General features: G+C 47.1%; 10 protein-coding genes. 5 read left to right on the top strand and 5 right to left on the bottom strand.

All coding sequences use genetic code 11. The features are described 5' to 3' along the window. Positions 1-170: 170 nt before the first annotated feature. Both QT996_RS19070 and QT996_RS19065 read right to left on the bottom strand, forming a co-directional pair. On the bottom strand, positions 171-2,966 hold the full coding sequence (locus tag QT996_RS19070; protein WP_333048341.1) for a phospholipase effector Tle1 domain-containing protein: 2,796 nt from the start codon (positions 2,964-2,966) through the stop codon (positions 171-173). Between the two features lie 631 nt (positions 2,967-3,597). After that, entirely contained in the window at positions 3,598-5,031 is a 1,434-nt protein-coding gene (locus QT996_RS19065; protein WP_333048339.1) for an MFS transporter, read from the bottom strand. A gap of 720 nt (positions 5,032-5,751) precedes the next feature. Here QT996_RS19065 and cbiD point away from each other — a divergent pair. The 5 genes from cbiD (at position 5,752) to QT996_RS19040 (ending at position 16,985) form a co-directional block, all read left to right on the top strand. Then, a complete protein-coding gene (gene cbiD, locus QT996_RS19060) occupies positions 5,752-6,873 on the top strand; it encodes a cobalt-precorrin-5B (C(1))-methyltransferase CbiD (RefSeq protein WP_333048360.1) in 1,122 nt (373 codons plus the stop codon). Between the two features lie 347 nt (positions 6,874-7,220). After that, positions 7,221-8,822 (top strand): glutamine-hydrolyzing GMP synthase, encoded by a 1,602-nt coding sequence (gene guaA, locus QT996_RS19055; protein ID WP_445304578.1) that lies wholly within the window; start codon positions 7,221-7,223, stop codon positions 8,820-8,822. A 711-nt stretch (positions 8,823-9,533) separates the two neighbouring features. Continuing rightward, entirely contained in the window at positions 9,534-15,413 is a 5,880-nt protein-coding gene (locus tag QT996_RS19050; RefSeq protein ID WP_333048336.1) for a CHAT domain-containing protein, read from the top strand. A gap of 304 nt (positions 15,414-15,717) precedes the next feature. Further along, positions 15,718-15,933 carry a hypothetical protein gene (locus tag QT996_RS19045; protein WP_190659239.1) on the top strand — a complete coding sequence of 72 codons (216 nt, stop codon included), beginning with the start codon at positions 15,718-15,720 and terminating at the stop codon, positions 15,931-15,933. 155 nt (positions 15,934-16,088) lie between these two features. After that, entirely contained in the window at positions 16,089-16,985 is an 897-nt protein-coding gene (locus tag QT996_RS19040; protein ID WP_333048335.1) for a pirin family protein, read from the top strand. Between the two features lie 350 nt (positions 16,986-17,335). On the opposite strand, the gene QT996_RS19035 is transcribed toward QT996_RS19040, so the two are convergent. From QT996_RS19035 to QT996_RS19025, 3 genes are all read right to left on the bottom strand, one after another. After that, positions 17,336-17,911, bottom strand: a complete 576-nt coding sequence (locus QT996_RS19035) for a TIGR04376 family protein (protein WP_333048333.1) — start codon at positions 17,909-17,911, stop codon at positions 17,336-17,338. Positions 17,912-18,055: 144 nt separating this feature from the next. Next, entirely contained in the window at positions 18,056-19,261 is a 1,206-nt protein-coding gene (locus QT996_RS19030; RefSeq protein ID WP_333048332.1) for a hypothetical protein, read from the bottom strand. 674 nt (positions 19,262-19,935) lie between these two features. Next, positions 19,936-21,858 (bottom strand): ATP-binding cassette domain-containing protein, encoded by a 1,923-nt coding sequence (locus QT996_RS19025; RefSeq protein ID WP_333048331.1) that lies wholly within the window; start codon positions 21,856-21,858, stop codon positions 19,936-19,938. Between the last annotated feature and the right edge of the window lie 409 nt (positions 21,859-22,267).

Below are 22,267 nucleotides of genomic sequence, written 5' to 3'. Positions count from 1 at the left end.
GGGATGTCGAGGGAACTCAGGTGTAAGTTGTTCGGGGTTAATTGCGTAATCATATAAACCGCGAACAACTCACCACTGCGACTGTTGGCTATTATTGAACGGGAGTTATACATTTGAAAGAAAGGCGTACACTTTACAATTTGTAACCCCACTCGTGTTCAGTCAGAGCCTTAAGCTCGTTTCCAACCCTCATTATAAAAAGAAACTCTGTACTCTTTTTTACCGCGAGGAAGAGGAACATTACGGTTCAGCACCTGGGAGAGGGTCTTGGTATTCATAATCTCTTCCCAACCTACTGGTGAAAAAGTTTCTGGATTAAAGACATTTTCTGCTAATAAAGGATTGGTGAAAGCTTGAGAAAAGGCATCAATTCCTATCAGTCGTCCTACTAAAGGAGGTAAGGCTGAATTTGCCCGCAAATCTTCTGCGTAAAGTCCAACATACAACTCAATGTTGTCTACGTGACCGTACAATCGTTTCAATTCTTTTTGGACTTCTTCATTGCTAGTAATTTGAGTGAATTCAGTAACCCGTGGATACTTACACAGTTCGCGGTAATCGTTGTAGCTTCTTAATTTCGCCTCACGACCTACACGAATGCTGGCTGTCTCCGTTGGAATTAGGAACTCAGGCGTATTGAATAAACTCAATTGCGCTGCTGGTTGGGAACAAGTTTCTTCAAACATAGCTCCCAAACCCTTGTTGATAATCATATCATTGTTCCACATCGTCTCCGGCATAGACATTTCTTTGCCGTCGTGGATGAGCTTATCGGGCAGCATACTATGCCAACGATAAACCAAAGTAAATTCTACCGACATCCAATTGGTGCGATACCATTTTTCATTATTAAATGCTGGGGGATCTGTGAAGAATTGGAAGTTATAGGGAGTAATGTGGTTGATATAATCCTCTAGCACAATTTTCAGAAACTCTGCCATCACGATATTTCTGGCGGTTTGGAAAAGGCGTTCATCATCCCAAGTTGGATAGTTCCTTGCCAAGAGGTCGCACACGCGATTATGTTCTCTTAAGCTAAGAACGTTGAGCATTACATAGCCCACTTGCACATTGACACGCTCTAACTCTATACCCATTACAAATAGTTTTTGTCTCTTTTCATAGGGGATTTTGTCAGATTTTTTTTCATTTTCACCGACTATTAGATGGGGAATTCCGGTGAATTCTTCTTTAGGCTGTCCGTTTTCATCATAGTAAAAAGGTGGATATTCTTCGCCATTAATAATTTGGCTTTTTAGCTTTCCTCCTTGATGAGACCTCAGCAGGCGAGTAATATTTGCGTTCAAGCCATAGACGTTACACAGATCTATTTGGTGGTTGGAGCTATTTTTGCGGGGATCAAGCCGATCGGTTCGCAGGAAACTGTCGGTAAACCATTGCACGAAATAGGGGAAAATCAGAGAGGATTTGGGCGAGTATTTAGTCTCTCCTCTTTTCCGATACAAGACCTCCAGTTCCTTGACATCGGGAAGATTCTTTACAAAATTTTCTGTGGGGGCTAAATTAACCCCTATGTAGTTTTTCTTCGTTAAGGGCTTCCAATCCGTAGGCGGTAGTTGGAGTCCGGAATAAGTGCGATCGTTTAATGAATCCCAAGAGGTGTAGGGAGACATGGCACTAAACGGATAGGGGCGAATTGGAATTTTTAGAATGGCATTGTTAATCAGAGTTTTGTTAACTTTTTTGCTTAGCCCCTCGTTGCTTTGAATGAAGTTCCAAAACGGTTTTAAGTTAGTTAAAAGGCAAGTCTCGACTTGGTTTTTCAATCCGTCTCTTGATGTGTCTCTTTTTGAAGACATAGACGTGTCTCTTTTTGAAGATATAGATGTGTCTCTGTTTGAAGACATAATTGTTTTTCCTTTTCCTTCTTGTAGATGCGATTGATTGCTAACCCTCTCTTCCGGGAGCTTGATGGATTTTTCTTTCTCCTCTTCACTGGGATTTAAGTTTGAGTAAAAGCTTTTTAGATTCTTGGGGCGATAGTCTTTGCGGCGTTCCAAACGCTTGATTGCGCTTTCATGAAGATCCTCAATGGCATCGCCCACCTCGCGGAACTTAATTCCTGCCAATTTGAAGATCCCTGGATCATTTTTAAAATCAATCTCATAATTAGGATTGATACCTGTGGGGATGGCACTTGGATCAAATTCAAGCCCCAATCCAAGGTTACGGGTTGAATCCAACATCCACTGCAAGGCTGCATCTGATAACCCACTGTATTCTTCTGTTCCACCGCCGATGCAGATATGCGAGCCGGGAAACCAAACTTGAATAACCCGCTGGTTCTCAACATCAGGATTTTTTTTCATAGGCGTAACATCAAAGATTTCGCGAACTTCGTCGATCGCCACGGCATGCAACGCATTCTGAATCGATTTATTTAAAGCGGTGTCGTGGAATCTGTACCTTTTCTTGAGCTGTTCGTCATACTTCTTGAAGGCGGGTAGAACAGGAATACCAAGGGCTCCAACGGTGTCGAAACAACCAAGCAAGGTAATCGGGACGCGATCGCCATAATCTTCGCGGTAATTGGCTGCTACCCGATCCTTTGGTTTTATGTCTCGGTTACGGTAAAGCTCGTAAGCTTCTGATGCCCTGGTAATATGAGGGCGGGCTAGGAGGCCCGAGCAATGGATCATCCCTGCTAGACTCCTGACTGTGTAAGCACCGCGACTGAACCCGAAGAGATAGATTTCGTCACCCTTCTCATAGTTGAGAGAAAGAAAACGATAGGCATCTTGTATATTTCTATCGATTCCCAGTCCAGTGGCTCCGCCCAAAATCTTGTTACTATCCGATCCAACTCCCTCGTCATAAAACACGATTTGCGGAACCCCGTCACTGGCGGTCGATTTCACTGCCTGGGCAAGTTTAATCACATTACTTGGGTAACTACTATTTAGTTGTTGCCAAGTGCCATCACAGCAAACGATCAGACGTTTCATTTTTTAATTCTCTCTTTGAATCGGAAATTTGAGAGCGAGCTGTCTTTGGTAATCGGTTACTTGAGATTGCCAATTCCCCTTTTTGTATCGCGTCAGGCGATCACTGCTAATTTTTTGCTCGAAATTGTTATGTGGCTGGGCAATCTTTAGCTATTTCGCTTCTCAGGATATTAGTCCCAAAACACCACCTAGTCGAGTTTGTTGTATTAAAATGTGAATTTTATTTATATTTCTTAAAGTAAAAAGCTTGAGCGTGAGTTCCTAGTTTTGGTTCTGGGAAAATGCTCGATTCTCCTAAAACGTAAAAAATTCCGAGCGTTAGCTCTTAGGTTTGGTTCTGGGAAAATGCTCGATTCTCCTAACTGGAGTAGTAATCCTACGCATTAGCTAACAAACCTTTAAACACATTTACGCTCTGGCTTGTCAGCTTTTAAAACAGCTATATCTGATCGATTTGTCGGTTGGCTGCAAGATAATAGTGAGGTATTTGCCGCACAGCTAGCAGATTTGGGCGATGTTTGGGGTTAAAATTTGTTTCAGTCACTCTCAGATTTTCTGCGCTCTGCTTGAAGTTTTTAACAATCTGTGGGCTTTTCTGGTTTCTCGATCGGTAAATTTGTGCGGAAATTTCCTAGCCCTCGTTAAATTTGGAAAGTCCAAAAGTGGGGACGATCGACCGCAGCGACAAGCTGCGGGGTTCTCGCACCAAAATCAAAGGCAGCAAGCCGAATAGCCGCACAGCAGCCGAGAGGGTAAACAGTGAACCCAAACTCATACCGGGAAGTTCGGCAAGAAAGCCGCCGGCGGTAGTTCCCAAAGCCCCAGCTAATCCAGAAACCGCTGCGGCGATCGCAAAATAAGTCGAAGGTTGCTCGATCGACGCTATCTCCATTTGAATATTGTTACTACACAGCGCGATCGCCCCTAAAGTCGTTCCCCCTAGCAAGTGCAGCAGCGGCAGCCACACCCACACCGAAAACGGGTAATTGCCCGTACCCAACCACAGCAAAGGCGTTATCGCCACCACCAGCCCCACCGCAATTAGCAGCGGGCGATTTCCCCAGCGATCGGCCAACTTGCCCCAAAACATCAGTAGCAGTAGATTTGCGCCGGAACTTAAGCTGGTGTAAATCGTAACCAAACTCACATCCAAACTTAATTCTTTCAGCAGGTAGATATTAAAAAAAGGCGCGCTGAGATTAACTGCAAATGTCCACACGCTGAAGTAAAGAATAAACATTAAGAAATTAGAATCTTTCAGCACAGAAGGCACAAAATCTGTTAGTTGCTTTTCTTTTTTCTCTGTAAGTTGATCGTTCTTTGCATCTTTTTTGTATACCTGGGGATTCACATCAACCATGAAGAATTGACACCCCAAACTAATCATTCCCGCCAAAACACCCACCAATAAAACAATACCGTAGCCAAAAATTGGATCGGCGCCCCAAGTTGACACGCCCCATCCCATCAACGGCACTCCCAGCAAAGTGATGAAGCTAACAGCACTGTTGCGAAAGCCAAAATAGCGTCCCCGCAAGCGCTGAGGAACCACAGCAGCCATCCAACTGAACCAGCTAGAATTGGCAAAAGCTGCCAGCACACTAGCTGCTACAACTGTTAGCAGCGTCCATTGCAGCAGTTGGTGTGAGTCTTGGTGCTGGGAACCCCAAACAATTGCCACCGCCAGCACCAGCCACAACAGCCGCGACACCCCGAAAATCCCTAGGTTGTACCAGTGGCGGCTGGTTGTACGGTCTGCGATGTAGGCTCCTAATGGTTGCAGGAGATTGACCACCATCGGAATAGCACAGAATATACCTATTTCCACGCTGCTTGCGCCGAGTTGCAGCAAGAAGTTGCTCAGCAGCACGCCGGTGGTCGCAGACTCGAAGACACTGGCAAAAACGCCGTCTAGAGTTGAGGCTTTCAGGGTCGATCGAACCTCTTGTTTAGAAATTTTGATATCTGTTTTTGGATATAGAACGAGCTGAGATATTTTCTTGTCTAGTATTTCTGGAGTCTGAACAGATAGAGGTTCATTTAACTGTGCAACTGGTTCAAACATAGTCAATAGATTTTAGATTTTAGATTTTAGATTTTAAATTGTAGAATTGAAGTAACAGGGTTAGATAAAACCAGCCCCACCTTCAAGAGGTTAGCTCGAAAGTAGGACTGGCACGTCCGGGTAATTCATATCAATATAAATGACTTGCAATCGCTAGGACATCAACCGCTTGGGAGATATAAATTTGCTAATTGTCAAAAAGTAGGTTGTAGGGCTTAACAAGGAAGCGATCGCAGCATTTCGCCTGCCAAAAATTGCTCGAATTCCGCCTCAAACAAGCGGCCCCAAGGGCCAAAACAAATTTCGCGCGAGCTCCTCGACTCGGCTCTCACATCTTTACGGCTAGCTAAATCTATAGAATGAAGGACGATCAACTTGCCGAGTAGACCGGCTGCTAACTATTTGTACCTAATTCCTGGAAGCCGTTTGTTCAGTCCCAGCGCTGGCGATCGAGATTCCGGGTTGTTTATGGAAATCCCCCGCACGTGCCCGTAAGGGTCTGAGTCGGTTGTTGGCGATCCTCTACGAGGGCTTCGCTAACGCACCTTAAAAAAAGTGTGGCTGCGATCGGCAACTGCTAGGACAAAATTATTACTTGACAAAATTTACGCTAAATGCTGATAATAGCAAACCCTAGAATTAAACTTAAGTGTTTGAGGGGTATCAGTGCTAAGGCGTGATGTCGATCGCCGGCAACTTTACGTATTTCTGCATTTGAGCGTGACCAAAACTCAACCTGTATCCGGGTATACATTGCCAGTATTTGCCTGTGCGGCAGCACTTGCAGCTTTGCGGTGCTTGCGTGAGGGTATTCAGTCTCTAGAGAGCGTATCAATAAATTTACTGGAACCGCAAATAACGGCAGAAATTCCGATCGAACAGGTGTCTGTACTCAAAACAGGTACCGCTTTAGGAGTGACTCGCTCCGATCCGGGGGACAATCTCGATCTGACTCGCAATACCCCCGTTTGGGCAATGGTGGAATTGGGGAATTGGGAAGAGGGAGAGCAGATTGTGATTCTCGGCGGTGAAGGTATAGGGCGTCACACAGTCGGTGGAGGGGCGGCGATCTATGATTACGCAATGCGACTGTTGCGATCGAATCTGAGCCGAGAACTCTCACCGTCCGAAAAAATTACTGTCACCCTGATTCTGCCGTCTGGTCGGCAACTAGCCACCCGCACCTCTAACGAAGCTTTCGGCGTGGTAGAAGGACTTTCGCTGCTGGGTACAACTGGCATTTCTCAACCGCTGAGTGCCCCTGGACAGTTGGAAGTCTACCGCGAACAACTGCAACAAAAAGCCGAACTGTTTGACTGTTTGGTTTTCTGCATCGGCGAAAACGGTTTGGATTTGGCCCGACAACTGGGGATTAATCCCGATCGGCTCGTCAAAACCGCTAATTGGCTGGGCCCGCTGCTGGTAGAAGCAGGATATCAGGGCGTGCAGTCAATTTTGCTGTTTGGCTATCACGGGAAACTGATGAAATTGGCTGCGGGGATTTTTCACACTCACCACCACCTCGCTGACGGGCGCAGGGAAATTCTCACAGCTTACTGTGCTAAGGCCGGAATGCCCGCGGATGCGTGTTCCGCAATTTTTGCCGCAGCGACAGCCGAAGAGGCTTTGGGGCAACTGCGGGCTTTAGACGCCGAGTTTGGGAGCAATTGGGTCGATCGAATTTACGGCGACATCGCCCGACAAATAGACTTGCGGTCATCGGATTGCATTTTTACTCACACTAACTTGCACATCCCCGTGGGATCGGTGATGTTCGGGCGCGATCGCAAAATTATTGTTAAAAGTGATATAGGAGATACATTTTTGACCCAAATTTGTTAATGTAGTGTGAATATCCCTGAATTCGGTTTAAAACATCGCTCAGGGATAATATTTAACAAGTAATAATTCTTTGTCCCTAGACCTTAATTATACTAGGTTGCTTGGGGACGCAGTTTTTGAGGCCATAGTTCAATTAATTAGGGTAAGGATTTAAGTAAATCTATGCTTGCCCTCGACCCTATTAATCGACTACGAGCGCTGACTGCAATCTAGTATAAATAAGATTTATTCCTAGCGACTAATGCTTGCTCGCCTTCCTCAGTCTTGTGGTGAAGCCGCGACAAATACCTCCCCTACTTTCGATCCAATTAGCACTTAGCAATTACGCAATAACCGTGACTACTCAAATAAAAACTGAATCCGACCTCACAAACTCTTTTGTGGAGCAGATAGAGCGCCAGATTATCGTGATTCTCGACTTCGGTTCGCAATATTCCGAACTGATTGCTCGTCGCATTCGCGAAACTCAAGTATATTCCGAAGTTATTTCTTACCGGACTACGGCAGAACAGTTAAAAGCTATCAATCCTAAAGGAATTATTCTTTCAGGAGGCCCGAGTTCTGTATACGATGAAAAAGCACCCCACTGCGACCCAGAAATTTGGAATTTGGGAATACCGGTGTTGGGAGTGTGTTACGGGATGCAGTTGATGGTAAAGCAGCTCGGAGGCACGGTTGAGCGCTCTAAATTAGCGGAATACGGCAAGGCCTCGCTATTTATTGACGATCCTACGGATTTGCTGACAAATGTCGAAGAGGGCAGCACGATGTGGATGAGCCACGGAGACTCGTGTACTCAACTGCCGACGGGTTTTGAGATCCTCGCTCACACGGACAATACTCCATCTGCTGCTGTTGCTAACCACGAGAAAAATTTGTACGGGGTTCAGTTTCACCCAGAAGTAGTTCACTCGATCGGGGGAATAGCTTTAATTCGCAATTTTGTTTACCACATTTGCGAGTGCGAACCGACTTGGACGACTGCTACTTTTGTAGAGCAATCGATTCGCGAAATTCGAGAGCAAGTCGGAGAGAAACGAGTTTTGCTGGCTCTATCGGGCGGTGTAGATTCTTCTACTTTGGCTTTCTTGCTGCACAAGGCGATCGGCGACCAACTTACCTGTATGTTTATCGACCAAGGGTTTATGCGGAAGTATGAACCAGAACGGTTGGTAAAGTTATTTAAAGAGCAATTCCACATTGATGTTGAGTATGTTAATGCTCGCGAACGCTTTTTAGCTCAACTTGAAGGGATTACCGATCCGGAAGTAAAACGCAAGCGGATCGGTCATGAATTTATCAACGTATTTGAAGAAGAATCGAAGCGCCTGGGTCCCTTCGACTACCTGGCACAAGGTACTCTTTATCCTGATGTGATTGAGTCGGCTGACACTAATGTAGACCCGAAAAGTGGCGAGCGAGTTGCTGTTAAAATTAAAAGCCACCACAACGTCGGCGGTTTGCCGAAAGATTTGCGATTTAAGCTGATTGAACCGCTGCGAAAACTGTTTAAGGATGAGGTGCGAAAAGTCGGCCGGTCGATCGGGCTTCCCGAAGAAATCGTGAATCGGCAACCTTTCCCCGGCCCGGGATTGGCGATTCGGATTATAGGAGAAGTTACCTCCGAGAGACTAAATATTTTGCGGGATGCTGACTTCATTGTTCGCCAAGAAATTAACCGACACGGATTGTACGGCGAACTTTGGCAAGCTTTTGCAGTTTTGCTACCGATTCGCAGTGTAGGGGTGATGGGCGATCAGCGCACTTATGCTTACCCGATCGTTCTGCGGTTTATTAAGAGTGAAGACGGGATGACGGCTGATTGGGCGCGGGTTCCTTACGATTTGTTGGAACTGATCTCGAACCGGATTGTGAATGAAGTTAAGGGCGTGAACCGGGTGGTTTACGATATTACTTCTAAGCCACCGGGAACGATCGAGTGGGAGTGATTTGTAGTTAGCGATTAAGTAGGCGGACTAATTTTTTTGTCTGTCTACTTATTTTGATTTTGGATAAAAGGGCGATTCCCTTTGGGATAGCTACGCTTCACGGGCTTCAGGGGATGGGGGAGTGGGAAGGGCGATCGCTTTTATAGAACCCATTTGACATTTTTTACTGTATTGAAGTAAAGTGACTGCAAAATTCGTATCCAGCAGTTATGCCATACTCTACCAGCCTCACCGACGAAGAGTGGATCATCCTCAAATACTTGTTTTTTCCGGTTGTGACAAGGTAGGGGAAGAGAACGGGCAAATGCTTGGATAGAGACGTGCGAAATCCTCGTCAGTAATTTTGAGAGAACTCTGGTTGATGCGAGTACCAAGGTTAATCTTTGTTTTAGTTTTATTACAAGACTTCGGACAGTTTTTGATAACCAACCGTAGAATATGGCTTTGAAGGCGATTCGGCAATCGGACTACCAAGGAAAAATCAAGGGTTTCAGACTAGAAACTAAAAACTCTCCGGACTATTGTTATTAGGCTGATGCCGATAAGGATTGCAGCCGCTTCGAGATCAAATGGGTTCTATAAACGTTCGCCAGTTGAGCTACGATCGCACTTTTTAACGTGCTTAGCTTCAACTCCACTCCTGTTGTTTGAGTAAAAAGTTTTATTATAATTTAAGCGCACTCAGCAAAAAATATTTTACGGAGGAATCTAATGATTATAACAAGAATAACTCAAAGATATCAACGGCACCTGTTGACTTGTAGTTGGGTGGTTTCTTTAGGTTTTTTACTATTCTCACCTGCTGCTACAGGACAGCAAATTACTCCGGCTCCCGATGGCACAGGAACTGCTGTTAATGGCTCCGACAATCAATTTAACATCAACGGGGGACAGCTCTCAAAAGACGGCACTAATCTCTTTCATAGCTTTCAGCAGTTTGGACTCAAAGACGGTCAAATTGTTAATTTTATTTCCGATCCGAATATCCGCAATATTTTAGGGCGAGTTGTGGGTGGCGATGCTTCTTATATTAACGGTTTAATTCAAGTAATAGGCGGTAATTCTAACTTATTTTTGATGAACCCAGCGGGAATTGTTTTTGGTTCCAACGCTCAACTGAACGTGCCTGGTTCATTCTTGGCAACGACAGCAACCGGAATCGGATTCGGCAACAATTGGTTTCAGGCAGTTGGCGTTAATGAATACGCTATGCTGATAGGAACGCCAAGCACTTTAAATTTTGGTACAGCTCAGCCAGGGGCGATCGCAAATTTCGGTCAACTGCGCGTACCGTCCGGGCAAACGCTAGCTTTAGTAGGCGGAACAGTTTTCAGCCCCGGTACTTTGTCAGCACCGTCCGGGCAAATTGCGATCGCATCGGTACCCGGACAAAACTTAGTCCGCATTTCTCAAGCAGGACATCTCCTGAGTTTAGAAATTTCCCCCTCTTTTAATCTAGATTCTGATTCTGTGCCGTTGAGTCCCCTCACTCTGTCCCAACTGCTGACAGGAGGTAGCAGCAACGCTACAGGCGTTACAGTTAACAGCGACGGAAGCGTACAGCTAACAAATTCCGACTTGCAGGTAGAAGCTGGCGATGTCGCGATCGCCGACACTCAGGCAACAGGTGCGAACCAAAATTTAGCAGTGTCTGCTCAAACGGCTACTGTGTCAGCCGCGCGTAACCTGACCCTAGTAAACAGGCAATTACAAACAGCCGGTGACTTGAAATTGCAAGCGGGGGAAGCTGTCCGCATTCGCGACAGCGCGGCTAACTCTTTTGTTACTGATGTGGGTGGAAACCTAACCGTGCAGGGCGATCGCCAAATAGACATCCAGGCTCACAATCACTCCCAAAGCTTACTGAGCGCTGGCGGCCGCATCACACTTACCAGTAACGGTACTGTATCCGGTGATGCCCTCTTTAGAGCTGGCAGCGATTTCTCAATTGCCACACTTCAAGGTAGCCCCGGCAACTTCGCAAGTTCAGGCGGTTCTACGATCGTCTCAGGCGGAAACGTCTCTTTTGGTAATTACGCAGGCGCTTCTCTGGGAGTGCAAGCCCAAGGCACGATCGCATCCGGTGATATCGCTATCAGTTCCGCATCTAGCGATCAACCGCAGTTGGTTTTTACGGCTGGCAACCTACCCACTCCCCTCACTGAAAACAGCACTCTAGCACCCGCGAGTTCTTCACCTGCCAGCATTCAAGTTGGCAATATCGCGATCGCAGGTTCAGTTTTTTTAGGCGCTGCAAACAGCATTCAAGCAGCATCTATTACTTCAAATGGGGGAGATCTCACGCTGGTAGCGTCCGGGGACATCGCAGCGGAAAACCTGGATACTTCAACTTTAACGGGCAATGCCGGCAATATTACCCTCTACAGCACGGGGGGAAGCATCAATACGAGCGCCAGCACCTTGAACGCTTCCTCGATAGCCGGTAACGGTGGGTCAATTTTCCTATATGGGACAAACGCGATCGCCGCCGGTGGAATTACAACCTCTAGCTTCCTTGGAAACGGAGGCAAAGTGACCCTTTATGGAGAAGGCAACATCAGTGCCGACAACATCGATACTGGCGGAATCGCGGCAGGCGAGATCAGCTTGCTTAGCAATCGAGGTGCGATCGACACCGGGGCCAGCAGTCTGAACGCGCTCGCTAGCAACGGACGTGGTAACATCTCTCTCAACGCTTACGGCAATATAGCAACGGGAAATATTGTCTCTAGCGGTGGCAACATTACCCTCAGCAGTCAAGCAGGTGCGATCGGCGTCGGCGATCTCAACTCTGGCAGCGGTAGTGCAGGTGGGGATGTCGGGCTTTTGGCATTTGGTAGCATTGCAGTCGGAAACATTGTCTCAAACGGTGGCAATATCGGCCTCAATAGTCTCAGCAGCAACAACAGCAGCATCAGCGCTAGGAATTTTGATTCGAGTTCTAACAGAGGAGTGGGAGGCGCGATCGAACTCAAAGCTGGTGACGGTGATACTGGGGGTGACATTGTGACTGGTAATATAACCTCCGGTGGCGGCCGCATTTATGTGTTGAGCGGTGGTTACTTTAACACAGGAAATAGTACCCTAAATTCTAGCTATAGCCCAGCAGTTGGCGGTGAGATCAAAGTAAGGGCAGTGCCTATAACTCTAGGAAATCTCATTTCTGGAGGTGGCTCGATTAACTTAATCTCAGGCGGCCTCAACGTCAGTGGGGTAATAAATTCTAGTTCCAGCACGGGGAAAGGTGGCGTAATCCAGATTGTAGGAAGCGATGTTAGTGTCAGAGATATTATTTCCGGCGATAGCGCGATTGGTTTTCGGAATGAGCCACTTGGGGGAATCACGCTTAATATTGGCGCTTTAAATTCTACATCTGCCCAAGGGATGGGTGGCAATATAGAGGTGAAGGCGTTTAATTTAACTACTGTAGGCAACATAACTTCTGGGGGTGGCGCGATTCTCCTTCAAGGGGAATCCAGTTTTAGTGCCACCGGAGACAGAATAGATTCGAGCACGAGCGCAGGAGTTGGGGGTAATATTGTACTCCGCTCCTACACAGATATCACTGTAGCGGGTTCTATCCTCTCTGGAGGTGGCAACATCAGTTTGCTTAGCTCTGGTGGCAGTATTAATGCCAAAAACAGCTTCCTCACCTCTGTCGCTCCGATGGGTATACCAGATGGAAACATCACTTTGCAAGCTAGGAACGCGATCGCTCCGGGTACTATCCTCAGCTATGAGGGTACGATTTGCCTCGCTACTAGCAGTAATGACCCCAACAGCATTGATACCAGTGGCAGCCGATTAATATCTCTGGTCGATCCTACCCTTGTTTTGGGCAGTCCACCATTAGCTCTTTGGCGAGGTCTCGGCTTTGGGAGTGGTGGGTATGCTCCCACACTACCGCCAGAACCACCAGCACTCGCAGCACTCGCACCACCTGCGATTCAATTCCCTGCGATCGCACCTCTAGGCTTAGGTGTATCACAACCAGAGAATCCTTCTGGTTCCTCTGGGTTAACTCCCACGCTGCCGCCAGAAATAGGCGTGCTAGAACCATCAGAATTTCCTTCCCCTGGGTTAACTTCCACGCTGCCTGCAGAAAGGGGCGTGCCAGAACCACTACGTCTCCCAACCACCACATCACTCGTACCAACGCTTGCAAACTCAGATGCAATACCAACTGCGGCAGCCACTGTACCTGTCTCAGTGCAAGTCTCTAATACACAGCCAGAAAATCCTAATACCCTTGCCGCTCAAAAATTGAGCCAGCTTAATGGGGATCGAAATCGCGAACCGCAAAACTTAGCAAGCCTGACACCTAGTGCCGCTCAATGCTTAACTGAGGAACAATTACTGGGGCAGCAAGCAGGATTACCTCTCCCGACTGCGCCAACCCCAAAAGACTACAGCAAAGCGATCGCCTGCTACCAGCAGAATTTAGAGCTGGCGAGAGTTGGACGCGATCGCGCTAGGGAAGGCTACGCCCTCAACAATCTAGGCGCGACTTACTACGCGATCGGAGATTATGAAAAAGCAATTTCTTACCACCAGCAGCGCTTAGCACAAGCTGAATCCAGGGCCGATTTATTTGGAAAGGGACAAGCTTTTATTGGTTTGGGAGCTGCTTACGGCGCGATTGGCAATTATAAAAAAGCAATCGAATACTACGAGCAAAGTTTGGAAGTAGCGCATTCCCTAAAATCGGCTGATTTAGAAGCGAGTGTCCTAAGAAATTTGGGATTAGTTTACTATGCCCAAAAAGAGTATACAAGGGCAGTTGAATATCAAGAGCAAAGTTTAGCGATCGCTAAACAGCAGCGCGATCGCCGAGGCGAAGCTCTTGCTTTGAGCAATTTGGGATTAGTACACTATTCCCTAACCGATTATGCCAAAGCAATTGATGAGCAGAAACAAAGTTTAGCGATCGCCTCAGCACTGGGCGATCGCTTCGTTCAAGGTCGTGCTCTAGAGAATTTAGGAATTGCTTACTATGCTGTCAAAAATTATCCTCAAGCGATTGAGTCTCACCAACAAAGTTTAGCCATTGCCAGAGAACTGAGCGATCGCCACGCCCAAGGCCGCGCACTCACCAATTTAGGTGACGCTTTATACAAAGCAAAGCAACCAGCCGAAGCTATCAAAGCTTTATTTTCAGCCATTGAAATTTGGGAATCTCTGCGGTCAAATTTAGAAAATAACGACCTCAATTTAGTTTCCATTTTTGAAACCCAAGAAACAAGTTATAGTACGTTGCAAGAAGTGCTTGCTAATCAAAATCAGCATAAGAAAGCGCTAGAAATAACAGAGCGGGGACGGGCGCAAGCTTTTGTTAGATTATTGACCAACCGTTTTTCTTCCCAGTCAGCACAGGCTACCCTAAAGTCATCTGAAAGTCAAATAAAACCGCTCACCATCCAGGAAATTCAGCAAATCGCTAAACAACAAAATTCCACTTTGGTTTCTTACTCGATTATCAAAGAAGTTAGAGAAGCTGATGGTCAAAGAAAGCTGCAAGATTCAGAACTTTATATCTGGGTAATGCAGCCGACCGGAAAAATTGACTTTCGTCGCATCACTTTGAAAGGTTTGGTTGAGGAAAAAACTTCATTAAAAGCCTTGATTACTGAAGGTCGTTGCTTCATCCCCAGTTGCCTGCGAAACAAGCAGCGCTCCCAACCAGCTACAAATCCCACCCCAACCCGGCCTATTGTCGAGCAACGATTTTTAAACCCGTCATTGCAAGAGCTTTATCAACTACTGATCGAACCAATTGCTGACCTTCTACCTCAATATCCAGCGTCGCGAATTACCTTTATTCCTCATGAATCTTTGTTCTTAGTTCCCTTTGCCGCGTTGCAAGATACTTCGGGAAACTACTTGATAGAAAAACATACTATTTTAACAGCACCTTCAATTCAAGTGCTGTCTTTAACAAAGAAACAGCAACAGCTTGCTTCAGGAAAAGGTGCGCTAGTCGTTGGGAATCCTACCATGCCAAGTGTTGCCTTTACGACAAACCAACCTCCTCAACAACTGTCATCACTCCCACACTCTGAAGCCGAAGCGATCGCGATCGCTCAGATTTTGAATGCTGAACCGCTCACAGGCGACAAAGCGACAAAAGTAGCAGTTTTACAGCAAATAGAGCGATCGGGCATCGTGCATTTAGCAACTCACGGCATCCTGGATGACGTGGAGGGATTGGGGGTACCTGGAGTCATCGCACTTGCCCCAAGCAAGGATGACAGTGGTTTACTCACTGCTAGCGAAATTTTCAATTTGAGGTTGAATGCCGAACTCGTCGTTTTGAGTGCTTGCAATACGGGTCGCGGTCGTATTACAGGTGATGGCGTCATTGGTTTATCGCGCTCGTTTATTGCAGCAGGCGTTCCGAGTGTTGTAGTTTCTCTGTGGTCAGTATCTGACGAATCAACAGCCGAGTTGATGGCGGAATTTTATCGACAGATGCAGCTAACGCCTGATATTGCCCAAGCGCTGCGGAAGGCCATGCTGGTGACATTGGTCAAACATCCTAATCCTGTAGATTGGGCCGCTTTTACCCTCATTGGCGAAGCAGAGAAACGTTAACCCGGAAAAGCTGATTTCCTGTCGTCACGAGGTAGTTCTTCCTATGAAGGTCTGAAACTTTTGCACAGCAGGAAGTTCAGACTCGTGAAAGACGAAAATTATCACGGTGTGATGGTCAAAGGGCGGAAGGTGGGTTGTAATTGTTCCACCGCTGCCTTGGTTTGAATGTTGTGACTTCGATCACTGGTAACACGGACTTGGTTCACCGAATATTTTCAGTATTATCACGGAAAAAAACCAGCACCATCACTTGCTCTTAGGAGAAACCACGAGATGATTAAGGTGTCGAGTTCAAAATAATCCCATGTTTCAAGTTAATCTTCTCCCCGGCGCTATCAACGAATTAATTGCCACTGTCACCGATACTCACCGCGTTACCAAAGCTGACCGCTACGGCATGATGGCCGCTATCCTCGATGAGTCCATCAGTGAAGAAGAACGTGGCTCACTCGATCGTCTGATTCGCTCCCTGGTCAAAGGTCGGATTCAAGTCAGTGATGAACTCTCCATCGTCTCGTAAGCAGAAAGCTCGTTGAGAACTCGACACTCTACAACAGCTTTCGATTGGGAAAGTTTAGACCAGTCACTGATATTGCGATCGCCCTATACAAGGATAGCTTTTTGTATAATGCACTTTTGACATAGACGATTAGCGTTCGCAACTTCATAAACATTATGACGGATACCATCCAGCATCTCATTGAGCCACACATTCAAGATTTGGGTGGATTCCAAGCCCGCCGCTTGCTTCCCTCAGACGTTTTAGCACTGGTAGGCCCGTTCATCTTTTTTGACCATCTGGGCCCTGCGGTGTTTCCACCCGGTCGGGGCGTGGATGTCAGACCGCATCCGCACATCAACTTAGCAACCGTCACCTACCTGTTTGAAGGGGTTTTGCTGCATCGTGATAGTGTCGGCAGCGTTCAAGAAGTCCGTCCCGGTGCGGTGAACTGGATGACTGCAGGGCGAGGCATTGTCCACTCTGAGCGCACGCCTGATGACGATCGCAGCAAAGAAGCCATCCTGCATGGCATCCAAACCTGGATAGCACTTCCCGATGAATACGAAGAAACCGACCCCTGGTTTCGGCATCATCCGGCAACTGAACTGCCTGCTTGGGAGGACGCAGGAGTTTCATTCACCCTAATTGCGGGTGAGGCCTATGGTCGTACTTCGCCAGTTCAAATATTTTCACCCATGATTTATCTGGACGTGCAACTAACTGCGGGAAGAGAATTTACCTTACCGGGCCATTACAGCGAACAGGCGGTTTACAGCGTAACAGAGGGGCTTGTGATCGATGGAATGCCTCTGGAACAACATCGGTTGGCAGTTCTCAATTCCGGCACTGAAGTAAACATTTCTGCTTCAGGCAAGGCTCGTTGTATTGTGATTGGCGGTGAACCTGTTGGTGAGCGCCATAAGTGGTGGAATTTTGTTTCGAGCCGCCACTCGCGCATTGAGCAAGCTAAACTCGATTGGAGAGAGGGACGCTTTGCTCAGGTTCCTCAAGAGACAGAATTTATCCCGCTGCCAGAAGAGCCACCTTCTCAAGCAGAGCAACCGTTGTGAATAACCGCAGGGATTTAAATTAAAAAACAGTTTTTTGATTCAGAATTCGTCTTTTTTACCTGACGGGGTTGTCACCCCGTCAGATTGGTGGATTGACAGCCGGGACAAATCATAAATTTTTTTACTTGATTAGAGCTTTTGTTTATACCATAAATATGCAACGCTCATTAAGTAGGTGAGAATATGGTAGGAATGATTGATTAATTTGCCCTAGAATTTTAGGATGGTAATTATATGAAGTCTGAGCGAGCGCTCGCAATACCTGAGACTCTGGAGGGTTGACGAATATTTGCATTGGGAATCCGAGTTCCGGGTGAACCCGTCCCTAAAGGATTGGAATGCTTTCGTAACTATCGGCCTATATTCCGCTTCATTTGATCTAGTTCTTCGTCTGCTTCCCAGCGTTGAAACTTTTCTTCTAAAGGATCGGCCGCATTAAAACTATTATAATTTGAACTCTGATTCCAACCCTTTGTATCCCAATTCTGCTCTGTTTTAGTGGTAGTGCGAGTTGCAGCTTCTGCAGCTTTTGCTCGGACTTCTTTTCGCCGTACTTGAATTTGGCGGTACAGTTCTTTTGCTTTTTCAATCCGTTCTTTGCAGCCTTGCATTTGACCCCAGCGCTGATTTCCCTGACGCAGCAAAGCTGCTTGCCGCTCTTGGGCGGCTTGAGCTAAATCGAGCCTTTGAGCAGCTTTAGCTTTGTTGATGCGATCGTTCCAGCGCTGAATTTCTTGAGCGGCGGAGAGAATTTCGGCTTGCAGTTTTTTCTCTTGTTTTTGGATATCGAGAATCAGCCGCAAAGTGTCTTCTTCTTGTTCCTTCAGTTGTTCTTCTATTGCCTGCAATTCCAGATGGGGATTGCTACGCAAAAATTCTTCTAATCTGGTTTCTAGAAAGCGGCTGAAATCATCAAATAAGCCCATTTGTTATTAGTCCTATGTTATTAGTTATTGGTTATTTGTTGTTAGTTGTTAGTTTTTCGCAGTTGAGATTCCCCAGTGATTAATTTATTAGCTACTACCAACTGACAACTGACAACTGACAACTAACAACTGACAACTGACTAATTAAAATTTTTGGCCGACAAAAACCGATCGCACATCTCCTCCCTTGCGAATCACAGCTTCTTGATTTTTGATTTCTGCCAGCGTCCAACCGCTAGCGCCGATGCTTTCGCCTACATAAATTCTGCGGGCTACGCCGTCTACTTCAAACAAAGCAGCCGATCGATCGCCCAACTCCAAAATCCCTACCAACGTGTGCGCGGAAGTCGGGGCGCTGCTGAGGGCCGGTGCGGATTGCTGGGGCGCGGGCGCCGATTGCTGGGCTGGGGGCGCTGGTGCCGGTTCGGTTTCGCGAGCCAAAATCTTTGGCTGGGGAGACTCCGAGGGGGAAGGGGAAGCAGCGAGGGGAGAGCGAGTGCCCGCAGCGGCGAGCGCACGACCCGAGGCTGGAGCAGCAGGCGAGGGGGAAACAGCAGCCGTTTGAGGAGCCGCCGGAGCCGCCGGAGCCACAGTCACCTGAGCGGGGGGAGGGATGACTACGACTTGAGGTGCTGGTGCTCCCGGCTGCGAGGCAGCTTGTTCCAGGGCATTAGCAATGCGGTTGACTGCGGTCGAAAGACCTGCGGTTGCCGGCGGCGCGCCGGAAATTGGAATGCTCGGCAGCGTCCCTGGGGTGGGGGCTCCGGGAACTCCTGCAAGTTGGGGGTTAGCTTTGGGTGCTTTTTTTTGTTCGATCGCTTCTAGCGAGCGCTGCACGTATTCCACAAACGGGGTGTCTGGTGCTGTTTTGCCACTTGCTGCGGGTGTCTCTGGTGCGGGGGCAGCGGGCAAGCGCACGAGTCCCGACCTGCTTGCGAGCCACAACCCCATGACTAGCAGCAGCGACCCAAATGCTGCTCCCAGCAGCATTCTGTCGAATGATTGTTTGGACTGCTGTTTTTTGGCTGTTTCTAGGGCAACTTGGCGGGCGATCGCTTCTACGTCTTTTTCGTCCCGCTGCGGATGGGGGGGTGCCAACTGCGACAAAACTATTTGAGGTACTGAGATCGACTTGAGCGCCACGAATTCTGGCTGCACGGGCTCGGATGGCAGTCCGCCGCTACCGTCGAATGCTCGATCGACTCCTTCAAACAGTTCGTCCATCAACTGATCGGCGTAGGACTCTACTGCCACTGCTTCGGCTGGCACTGTTTCCACCGTCGCCCTCACGGCGATCGGCTCTGACGCTGATTCCAAAGACATCTGTTTGGCGATTACTTTTTGAGGCATAGTTTTCTGTTTGCTCCCGCTCCTCGACAACCCTGAGATTCTCAACTTCAGACTTCTACAGGATACTTGTGATGTTGACCAATTCTTGGCTCCGAACAGGTCAATTGTATCTCACTCATCACCCTATTTTTAGTCCTCGGCCAACTTACTTTGCCCGATCGACTTTTTTTTACCTGTTTTGGGCCTTTTCGCCCTTGTTTTCTGCTGCCAGTCTTATTTGCTTACGCTGACTTTCCCTGCATATTCTACTGCTTTTGTCAACCCCTCCCTCCGGGCCTTCACAGTTTTTGACATACAGCTTTACTTGAGGCGATCGCAAAAAAAGCGGGTTTTTTGCCGCTGTTTCCGATCGCCTTGCAGCTTTAACAAGGATTTCAGACTTTTACTCTTCTTAAGTTTGTTGGTCTGTTTGCTTGAGAGTAGTCACAGGCGAGCCATTTTATAACTTTAATAGTACCTAGCTTCATCACACTTAGGTAATAAATTGTCAAAGGTTGCTAAATCGTCGGCTAAATAAGCATTATTCCTAATAGTTTTTCAACACTATTAGGAATATAAAAAATATTAAGTTGTGTCAACATATATTGGTTTCAACATGGAATTTTTTCACTCATAATTTGCCTAGCTCCTGTCATTGTGAGCAGGAGCTAAACACAACACTCGGACAACCCAAATTAACCCACCCGTTCGGCCAATTCCAACCAGCGCTCAGTCGCCCGATCGATCTGCTGCGTCAACTGAGCCAAGCGATCCGATAACTTCTTCACCTCTGTAAACCCGCTCGGAGCATTGTGAGACAACCTCTTCTCAATCTCTTGTTTCTCAGCTTCCATCTGCGGAATTTGGCTTTCTAGTTGTTCGTACTCCCGCTTATCATTGAATGAAACTTTAGTAGATTTTTGACTAGAAGTTGGGGCTTTTGAATTGTTAGATTCAGCGGTGCGTGTAAGTTTTTCTTTTTCTTTTTGCCCTTTTATTTCCTTGGCTTCTTCGGCTTTTTTGTAGTCTAAATAGACAGAATAATTGCCGGGATACAAGCGCAAATTGCCGCCGGGTTCCAAGGCGAAAACCATGTCGATCGTGCGATCGAGAAAATAGCGATCGTGGGACACCACAATTACGCAGCCGTTAAAATCTTCCAGATAATCCTCCAAAACCGCCAAAGTCTGCACGTCCAGGTCGTTTGTCGGTTCGTCCAAAATCAGCACGTTCGGCGCACTCATCAGCACTTTCAACAGAAATAATCGGCGCTTTTCCCCGCCCGAAAGTTTGTTAATCGGTGCATACTGTTGGTTCGGTGGAAACAGAAACTTCTCCAACATTTGAGAAGCGGTAATGATTTCCCCATCCGCCGTTTGCACCAACTCCGCCACACTTTTCAAGTATTCAATAACTCGCTGGTCTTCATTGGGCGTCAAATCCTCTGAATGCTGGTCAAAATAACCGATATGAATGGTTGTGCCAATTTCGACTGTACCCGAATCCGGCTGAATGCGTCCGGTGATGATATCCATCAGCGTCGATTTTCCCGCACCGTTGCAGCCAATAATTCCTATCCGGTCTTCGGGAGTGAAATTGTAGGTAAAATCTTTAATTAAAGTGCGATCGCCGTAAGCTTTACTGATATTCAGTAACTCAATCACTTTCTTACCAATCCGGCGGCCCGCTGTCGCAATTTCGACTTTGCCGTTGGCTGTTTTGAACTCCTGGGCTCGCATATCTTTAATGCGATCGATCCGAGCTTTTTGCTTGGTACTGCGTGCCTTCGGCCCGCGTTTGAGCCATTCCAATTCGCGCCGCAATACACCCGCGTGTTTGCGAACTGTGCTGGCTGCGGATTCTTCAGCTAAGGCTTTTTTCTCCAAGTAATAAGCGTAATTGCCAGCATAATTGTAAAGGTCGCCGCGATCGATCTCCAGGATGCGATTGGTAACGCGATCAAGAAAATAGCGATCGTGCGTAATCAGCAGCAAAGCACCGCGATAGCCGTTCAAATAGTTCTGCAACCACTCCACAGACAGCGCATCCAAGTGGTTTGTCGGTTCATCCATCAGCAACACATCGGGCTCGGACAACAAAGCGGTTGCTAAGGCAATTCGTTTGCGGTAGCCGCCGGACAAGTCGGCAATTTTCGCATCAAAATCCTCAATCCCCAACTTGGTCAAAATCAATTTCGCCTTGGTTTCCAAGTCCCACGCATCCACCTCATCGATGCGTTCAGAGACTGCTGACAGACGCGCCATCAACTTGTCTGTATCGCCTTTGCCGTGAGACAGTTGATCGGAAATTTCCTCGTATTCCCGCACTAAAGCCATTTGTTCGCCGCTGTCGGCAAATACTTGCTCTAAGACAGTGTGATTTTCGTCTAAATCCGGCTGTTGGGGGAGATAGACAATTGTAGACCCTGGATTGACCCAGCGATCGCCAGAGTCGATCGACTCCATACCCGCAATCATTTTCAGCAGGGTTGATTTCCCGGAACCGTTTGTGCCGATGAGTCCGACTTTATCGCCTTCATCCAGGCTGAAACTGGCATCTGTCAAGAGTTCCTTGATGCCGAAGTCTTTTTTGATCGATCGCAGAGTAAAAATAGTCATCTGTATAGAAAGTCATTTACCTGACTTAGTTTAACGCAAGTTCGATCGAGTCCGGCTGCATCGATATGGTCGATTGTTCCGATGAAACTTCTTCAAGACAAGGGCGAACTCGATTTTTCCGACTATCTAAATCTTGATAAATGTTAAGAATAGGAGATTTGATGGCGAGTAAGAGGAGCGGAGGTAGACCGAGAAAATCTGTTGGCCGTCGTTGACATCTAATCTAAACGGCTTATTATACCGCTATTGGGGTATGATACACCTAATTAGATGTGTAAATTTGGGGTTAATCGCGAGCGAGAGTCTGCTTTGACAAATAAAAACATTATGCGGTAAGCTGTTGCACATTTAAACTGTGATACACGCATTGCCCTTATTTTTGATTTTACGACCCCACTTAATTATTAAT

Origin of the sequence: Microcoleus sp. S13C4 (assembly GCF_036700865.1) — a bacterium.
GTDB lineage: Bacteria > Cyanobacteriota > Cyanobacteriia > Cyanobacteriales > Microcoleaceae > Microcoleus.
This window is presented reverse-complemented; position numbering and strand designations above follow the sequence as displayed.